Source organism: Methylocystis sp. S23 (assembly GCF_054106005.1).
On record NZ_CM134185.1, the window covers coordinates 3,622,954 to 3,635,386 of the forward strand.

General features: G+C 67.7%; 10 protein-coding genes. 5 read left to right on the forward strand and 5 right to left on the reverse strand.

Going from position 1 to position 12,433, the window contains the following annotated elements:
- The first annotated feature begins 15 nt into the window (after window positions 1-15).
- A complete protein-coding gene (locus ACV7JP_RS17835) occupies window positions 16-189 on the forward strand; it encodes a DUF1328 domain-containing protein (protein ID WP_457799115.1) in 174 nt (57 codons plus the stop codon).
- A gap of 118 nt (window positions 190-307) precedes the next feature.
- Here the strand turns inward: ACV7JP_RS17835 and ACV7JP_RS17840 are convergent, their stop codons facing one another.
- The 4 genes from ACV7JP_RS17840 to surE form a co-directional block, all read right to left on the reverse strand.
- Window positions 308-2,341 carry an NAD(+) synthase gene (locus tag ACV7JP_RS17840; RefSeq protein WP_457796989.1) on the reverse strand — a complete coding sequence of 678 codons (2,034 nt, stop codon included), beginning with the start codon at window positions 2,339-2,341 and terminating at the stop codon, window positions 308-310.
- A 578-nt stretch (window positions 2,342-2,919) separates the two neighbouring features.
- On the reverse strand, window positions 2,920-4,476 hold the full coding sequence (locus ACV7JP_RS17845; protein ID WP_457796990.1) for a peptidoglycan DD-metalloendopeptidase family protein: 1,557 nt from the start codon (window positions 4,474-4,476) through the stop codon (window positions 2,920-2,922).
- 201 nt (window positions 4,477-4,677) lie between these two features.
- A complete protein-coding gene (locus ACV7JP_RS17850) occupies window positions 4,678-5,355 on the reverse strand; it encodes a protein-L-isoaspartate O-methyltransferase family protein (RefSeq protein WP_457796991.1) in 678 nt (225 codons plus the stop codon).
- Complete coding sequence (gene surE, locus ACV7JP_RS17855) at window positions 5,352-6,137, reverse strand: 5'/3'-nucleotidase SurE (protein ID WP_457796992.1); 786 nt, start codon at window positions 6,135-6,137, stop codon at window positions 5,352-5,354. The genes ACV7JP_RS17850 and surE overlap by 4 nt, the downstream gene beginning before the upstream one ends.
- A 139-nt stretch (window positions 6,138-6,276) precedes the next feature.
- Here surE and ACV7JP_RS17860 point away from each other — a divergent pair, with 139 nt between their 5' ends.
- Together ACV7JP_RS17860 and glyS are read left to right on the forward strand one after the other, a co-directional pair.
- Window positions 6,277-6,714 carry an SH3 domain-containing protein gene (locus ACV7JP_RS17860; protein WP_457796993.1) on the forward strand — a complete coding sequence of 146 codons (438 nt, stop codon included), beginning with the start codon at window positions 6,277-6,279 and terminating at the stop codon, window positions 6,712-6,714.
- Window positions 6,715-6,960: 246 nt separating this feature from the next.
- Window positions 6,961-9,339 (forward strand): glycine--tRNA ligase subunit beta, encoded by a 2,379-nt coding sequence (gene glyS, locus ACV7JP_RS17865; protein ID WP_457796994.1) that lies wholly within the window; start codon window positions 6,961-6,963, stop codon window positions 9,337-9,339.
- Between the two features lie 164 nt (window positions 9,340-9,503).
- On the opposite strand, the gene ACV7JP_RS17870 is transcribed toward glyS, so the two are convergent.
- Window positions 9,504-10,736 carry a penicillin-binding protein activator gene (locus ACV7JP_RS17870; RefSeq protein ID WP_457796995.1) on the reverse strand — a complete coding sequence of 411 codons (1,233 nt, stop codon included), beginning with the start codon at window positions 10,734-10,736 and terminating at the stop codon, window positions 9,504-9,506.
- A 183-nt stretch (window positions 10,737-10,919) separates the two neighbouring features.
- Here ACV7JP_RS17870 and rsmI point away from each other — a divergent pair, with 183 nt between their 5' ends.
- Window positions 10,920-11,834 carry a 16S rRNA (cytidine(1402)-2'-O)-methyltransferase gene (rsmI, locus tag ACV7JP_RS17875; protein ID WP_457796996.1) on the forward strand — a complete coding sequence of 305 codons (915 nt, stop codon included), beginning with the start codon at window positions 10,920-10,922 and terminating at the stop codon, window positions 11,832-11,834.
- Between the two features lie 220 nt (window positions 11,835-12,054).
- Window positions 12,055-12,432: a YraN family protein gene (locus tag ACV7JP_RS17880; protein WP_457796997.1), complete on the forward strand. Its 378-nt coding sequence runs from the start codon at window positions 12,055-12,057 to the stop codon at window positions 12,430-12,432.
- Window position 12,433: the final 1 nt, after the last annotated feature.

The following is a 12,433-nucleotide window of genomic DNA, read 5'->3' on the forward strand; positions in this document are numbered from 1 at the left end:
ACTACGGAGGTCAACATGGGCAGCCTGCTGCACTATGCGATCCTGTTTCTCATCGTCGCCGTCATCGCTGCGTTTTTCGGCTTTGGCGGCGTCGCCGGGACGGCGATGGAAGGCGCGCGGATTCTTTTCTGGGTGGCGTTGGCTCTCTTCGTCATTTCCGCTGTCGTCGGCTTCCTCCGCAGAGCCTGACGACGTAGCGTTTTCCTTTCGACGCTCCCAACTGGCCGGCATTAGCCGGCCTTTTTTCCGGGCCGAGCGGCGACTGTCTTTAAATAGTCACGGTCAAGTCGGCTGCGCCTCGCGCCCCTTATGGGATGTCGCCAAGGGCCGAGCGCCAGGCGTCCGCCGATGAGTCGCTCGGCGCGCGCCAGTCGCCGCGCGGGGAGAGCGATCCGCCGGAACTCACTTTCGGACCGTTGGGCAAGGCCGAGCGCTTGAACTGGCTCGTCGCGAAGAAGCGGCGCAGGAACACGCCGAGCCAATGCTTGATCTCCGCGAGGTCATAGGCGACGCGATCCTTATCCGCGATCACCGAAGGCCATGCGCCCGCATGCGCGTCGCGCCATGCATGCCACGAGAGGAAGGCGACTTTCGCCGGCGCGAAGCCGTAGCGCGTCGTGTAATAAAGATTGAAATCCTGCAACGCATAGGGGCCGACAAAGGCCTCCGTGCGTTGCGTCTCCTCCCCCGGCACGAGCTCGGGCGAGATTTCCGTCGCGAGAATGTCCGCCAGCACGGAAACCGTCTCCGGCCCGAAACGCGCGTCGCGCGCGCACCAACGGATGAGATGCTGGATGAGCGTCTTGGGCACGGAGGCGTTGACGTTGTAATGCGCCATCTGGTCGCCGACGCCATAGGTGCACCAGCCGAGCGCCAGCTCGGAGAGATCGCCCGTGCCGAGGACGAGGCCGTTATGCAGATTGGCGAGGCGAAAGAGCAGCGAGGTTCGCGCGCCCGCCTGCACATTCTCATAGGTCGTGTCATAGACCGCCTCGCCCCGCGCGGCGGGGTGGCCGATATCCTCCAGCATCTGCTTGCAGGCCGCGGAGACGTCGATCTCCCGCGCGGAAACGCCAAGCGCGCGCATCAACGCCCAGGCGTTGCTCTTCGTGCGGTCGGTCGTCGCCAAGGCGGGGAGCGTGAAGGCGAGAATGTTCGGACGCGGCAGGCCGAGCGCGTCCATGGCGGTAACGGCCACGAGCAGCGCCTGCGTCGAGTCGAGGCCGCCGGAAACGCCGACGACCACCTTCTCCAAGCCGGAGGCGCGCAGCCGCTGCGCCAGCCCATGGGACTGGATGTTGAAGGCCTCGAAGCACAATTCCGCCAATCGGGCTTCGTCGTTCGGCACGAAGGGAAAGCGCGGGACCCCCCTCATGAGGCCGAGATCGGCGTCGCGCGGCGCGCGGAGCTCGAAATCGACGCGGCGATATTGCGTGGCGCCCGCCTCGGCGTCGGCGCAATCGCCGAAGGTGACCTGCCGCGCGCGCTCGGCCGTCAGGCGGCCAATATCAATGTCGGCCGTGACGAGCTGAGGCTCGTCCGAGAAGCGCGGCGCCTTGGCGAGGAGATCGCCTTTCTCATAAATCATCGCCTCGCCGTCCCAGGCGAGATCGGTTGTCGACTCGCCCTGCCCCGCCGCCGAATAGAGATAGGCGGCGAGGCAGCGCGCCGAATGCGCGGCGCAGAGCGTCTGCCGGTAATCCGACTTTCCGACGATGGCGTTGGAGGCCGAGAGATTGAGCAGCACCGTCGCGCCCGCAAGCGCCGCGCGCGCGGACGGCGGAATGGGAACCCAGACGTCCTCGCAGATTTCCAGATGGATCACGAGGCCGTCGGCGTCCGTGGCCTCCAACAGCACATCCGAGCCGAAAGGCGCGATCTGGCCGGCGACGGCGATGTCCTCGCCCGCGACGAAGGCGCCGGAAGCGAAATGGCGCTTCTCGTAAAACTCGCGGTAGTTCGGCAGATAGGTCTTGGGCGTCGCCGCCAGGACGCGTCCGCGCAGGAGCGCGACGGCGCAATTATAGAGTCGCCCGCGATGGCGCAGCGGCGCGCCGACGACAATGATCGGATGCAGCTCTCGGGACGCCTCGATCAGATCGCCAAGCGCCGTCTCGACGGCGCGCAGCAGCGCCTCCTGTTGCAGGAGATCGTCTATGGCGTAGGCTGAAATTCCGAGTTCCGGAAACAGGACGAGCGAGGCGCCCTTCTCATGCGCCTCCCGCGCCATCTCGATCGTGCGCGCGACGTTGAAGGCGGGGTCCGCGACGCGCACGCGCGGACAGGCGACGGCGGCGCGAATGAAGCCATGGGTATGCAGCGAGAAGAAAGGATGGGTCATGTGAGCCCGCGCGTGCGGCCGAAGCGCGCTGAAGAAGACGAAAGATAATGCATCAAAGCCACGGCGGCAGCCATTCCCGCGCCCAAATCCCAACCCCTTCATCTCTCCAGCTTAGGATATGGAGCCGGTCTTCTATTCAATAGTATTATTTCAACGGTTAAGATAAAAGCAGCCGGCGCGGCCGGCGGCGCATCCCTCTCCCCCTGGGGCTGAGTGGGTTAAAGCTTGCGCAATATTGGTGAAAACGGCCCCACGCGGCGGCCTTCGACCGCCGACCTCCCGTAAAGGGGAAGTATTGGGCGGGCCAACCGTCCGAAATCATTTTCGCCCGATCGTCCCGAGCAATCCAGGAGACGCTATTGCGGCGCTGGATTGCTTCGTCGGCTTCGCCTCCTCGCAATGACGGCGGCGAACGGATCAAGCGGGACTGATATGGGCCGGGGATCGAAAGCGCGCTGCTGGGGGGAAGCTGATCGCGTCAAAAACCGGCGGCGGGCCTTTCCTGGGACCCGCCGCCCAGCTTTTCTCCGGACGTAAGTGTCTCGCGAACTCCGGAGAATTTCTTACCGCGCCCTCTTTTACAGGCCGGCGAGGTAATTCGTCGGATCCACCGGGGTCGAGCCCTTGCGCAGCTCGAAGTGAAGCTGCGGCGAGCCGACATTGCCGGACTGGCCGGACTTGGCGATCGTCTGGCCGCGCTTGACGGAGTCGCCGCGCTTGACGTCGAGCTCGCCATTATGGGCGTAGGCGGTGACGAAGCCGTTCGGGTGACGGATCAGCACCAGATTGCCATAACCCTTCAGCTCGCTGCCGGCGTAAGCCACCGTGCCGCCTTCGGCCGCCTTCACCGGCGTGCCTTCCGGCACGGCGATGTTGATGCCGTCATTGCCGCCCGACGAGAAGCCCTGAATGATGCGGCCGCGCGCGGGCCAGCGGAATTCCGGCTTGTCGCTGTCGACCGCGGCGACCTTGGTCGTCTCCTCGGCCGGGGGAATGGAGGCGGTCGGCGTGCTCTTGTCGACCTGACGAGCGGCGAGAGCCGGCTCCGCAGGCTTCTCGGCCGCGGCGGCCTTCTGCTGCTGCTTGTCGGCGGCGCCCTGCCTTTCCGCGGCGGCGGCAGCTTCCTCGCGCGCGGCTTCCGCCTTGGCGAGACGCTCGGCCTTCGCGGCCTTGGCGGCTTCCGCCTTGGCGAGCCTGGCCTCCTCGGCGGCCTTGGCGGCTTCCGACTTCGCCTCGGCGGCCTTGGCGGCGTCCGCCTTCGACTTGGCGGCCTCCGCCTTGGCGAGCTTGGCCTTCTCGGCGGCGATCCTGGCCTCGGCGGCCCTGGCTTCCGCTTCCTTCTTCGCTTCGGCCTTTTTCGCGTCGGCGAGCTTCTTGGCTTCGGCGGCCTTTTGGGCGGCTTGCTTATCGGCCTCGATCTTGGCGAGACGCGCCTCCTCGGCCGCCTTCTCGGCTTCGGCCTTCTTCTGGCGCTTCAGCTCCTGCTCCTCGGCGGCGGCCCTGGCCTTCTTGGCCTTGGCTTCCTCTTCGCGGGCGGCTTTGGCGGCGGCCTCGGCCTTGCGCTGCTCCTCGCGGGCGGCCTTGGCCGCGGCTTCCGCCTTGCGCTGCTCCTCGCGGGCGGCGGCGGCTTCGGCCTTCGGATCGCGCTTGGGCTCCGGCCTGGCCTCGGCGATCTTGACGGGCGCCGGGGCGGCGGCCGGGCCGGAATGGGCGACGGCGCCGGCGCGATAGACCGGGACGATCAGGCGCGAGCCGGGCTGCACCTGCGCGGCCGAGCTGTAGCCGTTGGCGCGCAGCAAGGCGTCGGTCGGCACGCCGTAGCGCGTGGCGAGCATGCCCGCCGTCTCGCCGGAGGCGACGGTGATCGGCGTGCCGCCATCGGCGGTCCAATGCGAGCCGCCGGGACCGGCGGGCGGCTGGGCGCCCGCGACAGGCGCCGGGGCGCGCGGCGCGGCGGGCTGGGCGGCCGGCGCCGGCAGCGGACGGGATTCGACGCGGGCGGGCGCCGGATTGGAGATGGCTCCGGTCGGCGCGCGATCGACGCCGCGATAATTCGCGACTTTGGGCGCGCCGCCCGAGCTGAAGGGATCAGCGAAAGGATCGGAGAAACGCGAGGCGTCCGAACAACCCGCCATCAGGGCGGCCGCCCCCGCCGCCATCAAGAGCCGCACCGCGACCCGCGAATATGCAATTTGACGCTCTATAGCCATGACGCGACCCACTCGCACGCACCACCAACACAATAGTTCTATGCCCAAGCGGGTTAAGGAGGCGTTTAAGATGAATCCCGCGAGAACGGCGCCGCTAAAATCTTCATCATGTCGCAAGCCCGCGATCTACAGGGCCTTTGCGATCCCGGGCGTCGCCGCGCCAAGGCTGTGCGGGCCGAGGTCCGTCTCGCGCAATTGGCCGCCTTCGATGCGATCAACCTTAATCAATCGTTGACGCGGACGCTTTTCGCCCCCGGCGGCTTCCTGGCGCACGTAAACCATGGCGCCGCCGGGAGACAGCATCTCCAGGAGCGCGGTCGGCGCAGCCTCGAACGCGGCCTGCGCGACGATGCGGTCGAACGCGCCGAGCGTGCGCGCGGGCGCAAGGCCGTCGGCATGGAGCGCCGAGGCGTTGGCGGCGGGCAGCGCGGCGAGGCGCCGGGCGGCTTCGATGGCGAGAGTCTCGTAACGCTCCAGCGTCACCACCTCCCGGGCGAGCCGGGCGAGGATCGCCGTCCCATAGCCCGATCCCGCGCCGATCTCGAGCACGCGATGGCCGCGCCCGATCCGCAAGGCCTCGATGCGGCGGCCGAGATCGGCGGGGCGCGACATGGTCTGCCCGCAGCCCAGCGGCAGCGCCATGTTGCGATTGGCGAGGTCGCGGAATTTGTATGGCGCGAAAGCCTCGCGCGGCACGGCCTCGATCGCGCGCATCACCGAAATGTCCCGCACGCCCGCCTGACGCACCGCGAGGAGCAGCGCGGCGCGCTCCTCGAAAGCGGCTCTGGCGGCGGTTTCGGTCATGCGCGCTCCTTCGCGCTTTCCTCGAAGACGGCGGCGAGTCGCGTGACGGTCGGATGGTCGGTGAGGTCGAGCTGAAGCGGCGTCACCGAGATCTTGTTTTCGTCGATCGCGAGCAGGTCCGTGCCCGGCCCCGGCGTAAAACTGCCGCGCTGGAACGAGATCCAGTGATAGGGATTGCCGCGTCCGTCCTTGCGATCCTCGATCCTCATGAGATCGTTGCTGCGCCGCCCCTGCATGGTGACGGCGACGCCCGTGACCTCGTCGGCGTGGCAATTGGGAAAATTCACGTTCATCAGAACGTTGCGCGGAATGCCCGCGTCGAGCAGCTTGCGCGCCACGCCCAGGCCATGCGCCTCGGCGCAATCCCAGTGGACGACCCGCTTGCCGGCGAAGAAATCATAGCACTGCGAGAGCGCGATGGCGGGGACGCCGAGGATCGTGGCCTCCATCGCGCCGGCGATGGTGCCGGAATATGTCACGTCCTCCGCGAGGTTCTGCCCGCTATTGACCCCCGAAATCACCAGATCCGGCGGATGGTCGAGCAGGAGCTTGCGGACGGCCATGATCACGCAATCGGTCGGCGTGCCCTTCACCGCGTAATGGCGCGGCGAGATTTCGCGCAGGCGCAGCGGATCGTTGAGCGACAGCGAATGGGCGACGCCCGACTGCTCCCATTCCGGCGCGACCACGAAGACGTCGTCGGAGATTTCGCGCGCGATCTTCTCCGCTATGGCGAGTCCCGGCGCGTGAACGCCATCGTCATTGGTAACGAGGATGCGCATCAGGCAAATCTTGCCTCCGGCGCGAGGCGGCCGGACGTGAGCGTTAGGGAAAGCGCATGTTTTTGAACCGATTCGGCGGCTGGCGTCCACCCGCGCCCTACATGGTGCGTGGGTCTGGGCAAAGCGTAGGGAGAGAGAAATGCGTTCGACACTTACGCCTCTGTTCGTTGCGGCGGCCCTCGCCGCCTCCGTGGGCTCGGCGGCCGCCGCGCCCGCCACCGTCTCGACGACCACCGCGCTCCATGCGCGTCCGGGCATGCGGAGCGCGGTCGTCGCCATGATTCCCGCCGGCGCGCCCATCGACGCGCGCGCCTGCCGCGCCTGGTGCCGTGTCAGTTATGGCGGCGCCGTGGGCTTCGTCCAATCGCCGCTCGTCGTCGCCGCGGGCGGGGCGGCGCCCGCCTATTACGGCGCGGCGCCCGGTTACGCCGACCCGGGTCCGCTCGGGCTTCTGACCGCCCCCGTCGACGCGGTGGGCGGCGCGGCCAGCGGCCTCTTCGGCGACGCTTATGGCGCCGCCGATTACACCTATGGCGCCGCGCCGGCGGGCGAACCGCCGGTCGTCGCCGGCTACTGACCGCGAGCCGTCGATCCCTCTCCCGGGGAGGGATCGACGGCGGACGGCGCGCAAGGAAATCTCATTGATCGCCTATTCAGTCAATTTGACTTTAGCCGCTCGCACGCCCACGAGAGCCGGCGAGGCCGACGAAAAGCTCGACGGCGTTCTCGACACGATTTATGCGGCGTTGTACGGGTCTCGTCGACATAAAAGCGGGTCGCCCCACCGCCCCGTCGCAGTCGCGCAGAAACGATTGAAAGATAGATGCCCGATCTTCTCCTCGAACTCTTCTCCGAAGAAATTCCCGCGCGCATGCAGCGGCAAGCCGCCGACGACCTGAAAAAGCTCGTCGGCAACGCTCTCGTCGAGCGCGGCCTGACCTATGAGGGCGCGGCCGCCTACGCCACGCCGCGCCGCCTCGCGCTTCAGGTCGTGGGACTGCCCGGCCGCCAGCCGGACGTGCGCGAGGAGCGGAAAGGCCCGCGCGTCGGCGCGCCGGAAGCGGCGGTCGCCGGATTTCTGAAGAGCGCCGGCCTCGCCTCGCTCGAAGGCGCGAAGATCGAGAAGGACAAGAAGGGCGCGGAATTCTACCTCGCCGTCATCGAGCGGCCGGGCGCCGAGACGATCGCCGTCCTGGCCGACATTCTGCCGGGGATCGTCAAATCCTTCCCCTGGCCGAAATCCATGCGCTGGGGCGCGGCCTCGGAGCGAACGGATTCGCTGCGCTGGGTGCGTCCGCTCCATTCCATTGTCGCGACGTTCGGACCGGAAACCGAGACGCCCGAGATCGTGAATTTCGAGGTGGACGGCATTGCGTCCGGCGACGTCACGCGCGGCCATCGCTTCCTCGCGCCTTTCGAAATGCGCGTGAAGCGCTTCGAAGACTACGCCTTGTCCCTGGAACGCGCGAAGGTCGTCATCGACCCGGAGCGCCGGCGCGACATCATCCTGCATGACGCCAAGGACCTCGCCTTCGCGCAGGGGCTGGAACTCGTCGAGGATGCGGGCCTTCTCGAGGAAGTCGCCGGCCTGGTCGAATGGCCCGTGACGCTGATGGGCTCCTTTGACGAAAGATTCCTTTCCATCCCGCCCGAGGTCATTCGCGCGACGATCCGCGTGAACCAGAAATGCTTCGTGCTGCGCGACCCTTCTCCCCGCGCGCGGGGAGAAGGTGGCCCCGCGTCAGCGGGGACGGATGAGGGGCCCGGGCTTGGCCCGGCTTCGTCGCCAACCCCCTCGCCCCTCACCCCAACCCTCTCCCCGCAAACGGGGAGAGGGAGCCACCTCGCCAACCGCTTCATTCTCGTCTCCAATATCGAGGCGTCGGACGGCGGCAAGACGGTCGTCGCCGGCAATGAGCGCGTCATCGCCGCCCGCCTGTCGGACGCGAAATTCTTCTACGAGACGGACCTCAAGGCGAAGCTGGAAGACCGACTGCCGAAGCTCGACCAGATCGTCTTCCACGAGAAGCTCGGCACGCAGGGCGCGCGCGTGAAGCGCATCGCGGCGCTGGCGCGGGAGCTTGCGCCGATCATCGGCGCCGATCCCGAGAAGGCCGCGCGCGCCGCGACTTTGTGCAAGGCCGATCTCGTGACCGAGATGGTCGGCGAATTCCCCGAATTGCAGGGGCTGATGGGCAGCTATTACGCCGCCGCGCAGGGCGAGGACGCGTCGGTCGCCAACGCCTGCTACGAGCATTACAAGCCGCAGGGCCAGGGCGATTACGCGCCGAAGGACCCGGTCTCCATCGCCGTCGCGCTAGCGGATAAGCTGGATACGCTTGTCGGCTTCTGGGCGATCGACGAGAAGCCGACGGGGAGCAAGGACCCTTATGCGCTGCGCCGCGCCGCGCTGGGCGTCATCAGGATCATATTGGAGAACGAGCTGCGGCTGCGGCTCGTCCCGGAATTTGATCGTCATTACAACGCTCTCGCGTTCCATTCGAAGTCGGTGAAGAAGCTCGACGGCGAAATGGCCGGAACGAGCGCGCTCGATCTCCTCGAATTTTTCATCGACCGCCTGAAGGTCTACTTGCGCGACAAGGGCACCCGCTACGATCTTATCGATGCGGCGCTCGGCGCTGTTCCTCTGACGAAGGAAGAGCTGGCCTCCGACCGCGAGCCGGGTGAGAGGCCCTCATCCGACCCTGCGTCGCAGGGCCGCCTTCTCCCGCAAGCGGGAGAAGGAAGCTCCCCGCTACAGGACGACCTGCTCATGATCACGAAGAAAGTCGAGGCGCTCGTTAAATTCCTGGCCACGGACGACGGCAGGAACCTGCTCGCCGGCTTCAAGCGCGCCGTGAACATTTTGAAGGCCGAGGAAAAGAAGGACGGGGCGAAGGCCTATTCCCATCGCCATGCGGCCAATCTGCGCATCGAGCATGAGGAGCATAAGCTCGCCGCCGCCATCGCCCGCGCGCGGGAGGAAACGGCGGAGAAGCTGGAAAAGGAAGATTTCGCCGGCGCCATGCGCGCCCTCTCCAAGCTGCGCGAGCCGGTGGACGAATTCTTCGACAAGGTGACGGTTAATGCGGAAAACGCCGATCTGCGCCTCAACCGCCTGCGCCTGCTCGCGGAGCTGCGCCGGGTGATGACGGGCGTGGCGGATTTCGGGAAGGTGGCGGGCGAAGCGGGGACGGCATGACGCCAAATCGCCCCCTCTCCCCGCCAGCGGGGAGAGGGCTGGGGTGAGGGGCGAAGCAGCTTCAAGAATCTTCGACGTCGGGCGCTCGCGCAAATGGCGGCTGCGCCGGACGCGCGGCCTCGCCCCTCACCCTGGCCCTCTCCCCGCCAGCGGGGAGAAGGAAATCAGGCTCCGTTCCCCGTGAAGGTCCTCGGCGCTGGCGAGATGATCCGCGCCGCGCCGCCTCCGATTTCCAGCACCGAGAGGCCGCGCTCATTGGTGCCGTCGGGCTTGAAACGGAAGACGCCGTCGGCGCCGTTGAAGCCCGACGGATTGGTCAGCACGTTCTCCGAATAACGCTGCGAGCCCTGCGAGCGCGACAGCGCGATGGCGAGCGACACGGCGTCATAGGCGAGCGTCGCGATGCGCGCCGGATCCGCGCCGAACTTGGTCTTGTAGCGCGTCGCGAAAGCGTTGAAGCCGGCGTTCTCGGGCGCCGTGAACCAAGCGCCCTGCAGCGCCGGCAGGTTCAGCGTGCGCGCGTCGTTCCACAGGCCGGTGCCGATGATCTGCACCTTCTTGGAGTCGAGGCCCGCCGCCACGAGCTCCTTCGAAACGGCGGGCATGGCGTCCGCCTGCTCGGGAATGAAGATCGCGTCGAACTGGTCGCGCGCGGCGGCGAGGCGCTGGACCGACTCGGCGGAAGCGCCGGGCTTGTAGCGCTCGATCAGCGGCACGCGCAGCCCGTAATTGGCCGCGCTCTGCTGGAACTGCCCCAGCGCCAGGGTGCCATAGTCGTTTTCCGGCGCGAGAACGGCGACGGACCTCTTGCCTTTCTGCGCCGCGAAGTTCAGCCCGCGATCGACATGGCCCTCGACCAGGAAGGACAGGAGATACTGCCCATGGCCCGCCGCCGAGGCGTCGGTCGAGAAGGCGATGACCGGCTTGCCGGCGGAGCGCGCGACGCGGCCCGCCTCCTTCACGTCGGTCGCGAAGACGGGGCCGAGGATGATCTCCGCGCCCTCGTTGATGGCGGCCTGGGTCGCGGCGGCGGCTCCGGCGGGCGAGGATTTGTCGTCCTTGACGAGAATGGTGACGTCGCTCGAGCCGCTGTCGGCGTAAGCAAGCCTGGCGGCGTTGCGCAGCGAGGCGCCGACCGCCGACGGGCCGTTGGGGCCGGTGAGCGGCACGATGAGCGCCACCTTCACCGCGCCTTCGCCGATCGTCTCGCCGGCGTCGGCCACGGCGACCTGCCCGGCCGGGGTCGCGGGCGCGCCGATGCGGAGATCCCTGACGCCGGGAATGCCGGGGCCGGAACCCGGATTACAGGCCGCGAGCGCGAGCGCGGCCACGCCCGCGAAGAGGCCGAGCGCGCGATTGCGCCCGAGGGCGCCGCGAAAGCCCGCAGAAAAATCCATCCTCATAGAACCCCCCGCGACGGACGACCCGCGCCTTTTTTCCGCGCATAGGGTCCGCCTCCCCAACCGAAAGTCAATAGATGAGAGAATGGGCATAAAATGAGGCCTTGCCGAGACGGGCCAGATCGTTCCATATTCCGAACAATTGATCGACAAACCGAACGGACCCTGGAGGCTCCTTCTATGGCCAGCGACGACGCCCCTGCCCCCGCCGCGGGCTACACTGCTTTCGGCCTGCGCGCCGAGGCGGAGAAAATCGAACCTGGGCTGCATGTTGTCGCTACCCCCATCGGCAATCTGAAAGACATTTCCTTCCGCGCCCTCTCGACGCTTGCCGCCGCCGACGCGGTGATCGCCGAGGATACGCGCGTCACGAAAAATCTCCTGGCCCATTACGGGATCTCGACCCCGCTCGTCGCCTATCACGAGCACAACGCCAAGGTCATTCGGCCGCATCTGCTGGCGCGGCTCGAATCAGGCGCGGCGCTGGCGCTGGTTTCGGACGCCGGCACGCCGCTCGTCTCCGACCCTGGCTTCAAGCTGGTGCAGGAGGCGCTGGAAAAGGGGCTGCGCGTCACTTCCGTCCCCGGCCCTTCCGCCGTGCTGGCGGCGCTGGTCGTCGCGGGCCTGCCGACCGACCGCTTCTTCTTCGAGGGCTTCCTGCCCCATAAGAGCGGCCCGCGCCGCGCGCGGCTCGCCGAATTGGCGCAGGCGCCGGGCACGCTGGTGTTCTTCGAGAGCCCCCGGCGGCTCGCGGAGACCGTCGCCGACTGCGCCGTCGTGCTGGGCCCGCGCAAGGCGGCGATCGCGCGGGAATTGACCAAGATATACGAGTCCGTGCGGCGCGGGCGGCTCGACCAGCTCTCGGAGGCGCTGGCGGCCGAGGAGCCGCCGCGAGGCGAGATCGTGCTGCTCGTCGCGCCGCCGGAAGCAGGCGCGGCGGAAGTCGCGGAGGCCGACCTCGACGCCCGCCTCGCGGAGGCGCTCGGCGCCTATTCGGTGAAGGACGCGGCGAGCATGGTGTCGGCCGCGACCGGCCAGCCCCGCCGACAGGTTTATGCGCGAGCGCTGCAATTGGCGGCGGAGCGAGGGAAATAGGACGCCGCGAGGAGCAAAGCGACGAAGCACGCCGGAGGCGGCCGTCGCGGCTCTGGATTGCTTCGTCGCTTCGCTCCTCGCAATGACGGCGGGCGGGGCGTTGGGCTCGCCCCCCGGCCCTCGCCAGCCTTCCACCGTCATTGCGAGCGCAGCGAAGCAATCCAGAGCCGCGCCAGCCGCTCTGCTTCGCTTCGCTCGCAATAGCGGCTAAGCTAGAGGCATGCGCGAATCTGACGACATTCGCCGCGCCGCGCGCGCCTACGGCCTCCAAGCCGAGACCGTCGCGACGCTGTGGCTGCGCGCCCGCCTTTATACGATCCTCGACCGGAACTATCGCATAAAGGGCGGCGAGATCGACATCGTCGCGCGGCGCGGACGGACGGTTCTCTTCATCGAGGTAAAGGCGCGCGGCGACATTGAGGAGGCGGCCATCGCCATCACCCCGCAAAAGCAGCGCCGAGTCTCCCACGCCGCCAATCGCTGGGTCGCGACGCATCCCTGGGCGATGAATTGCACTTTGCGCGCGGACGCCATTTTCATCGCGCCCGGGCGGTTGCCCCGGCATCTGGAAAACGCCTTCGAGCTGGGCGTCGGGTAAA

Bases quoted from the DNA above. Each gene is read 5' to 3' on its own strand.
- ACV7JP_RS17835 (WP_457799115.1), top strand. From the start codon at position 16: ATGGGCAGCCTGCTGCACTATGCGATCCTGTTTCTCATCGTCGCCGTC.
- ACV7JP_RS17840 (WP_457796989.1), bottom strand. From the start codon at position 2,341: ATGACCCATCCTTTCTTCTCGCTGCATACCCATGGCTTCATTCGCGCC.
- ACV7JP_RS17845 (WP_457796990.1), bottom strand. From the start codon at position 4,476: ATGGCGGGTTGTTCGGACGCCTCGCGTTTCTCCGATCCTTTCGCTGAT.
- ACV7JP_RS17850 (WP_457796991.1), bottom strand. From the start codon at position 5,355: ATGACCGAAACCGCCGCCAGAGCCGCTTTCGAGGAGCGCGCCGCGCTG.
- surE (WP_457796992.1), bottom strand. From the start codon at position 6,137: ATGCGCATCCTCGTTACCAATGACGATGGCGTTCACGCGCCGGGACTC.
- ACV7JP_RS17860 (WP_457796993.1), top strand. From the start codon at position 6,277: ATGCGTTCGACACTTACGCCTCTGTTCGTTGCGGCGGCCCTCGCCGCC.
- glyS (WP_457796994.1), top strand. From the start codon at position 6,961: ATGCCCGATCTTCTCCTCGAACTCTTCTCCGAAGAAATTCCCGCGCGC.
- ACV7JP_RS17870 (WP_457796995.1), bottom strand. From the start codon at position 10,736: ATGGATTTTTCTGCGGGCTTTCGCGGCGCCCTCGGGCGCAATCGCGCG.
- rsmI (WP_457796996.1), top strand. From the start codon at position 10,920: ATGGCCAGCGACGACGCCCCTGCCCCCGCCGCGGGCTACACTGCTTTC.
- ACV7JP_RS17880 (WP_457796997.1), top strand. From the start codon at position 12,055: ATGCGCGAATCTGACGACATTCGCCGCGCCGCGCGCGCCTACGGCCTC.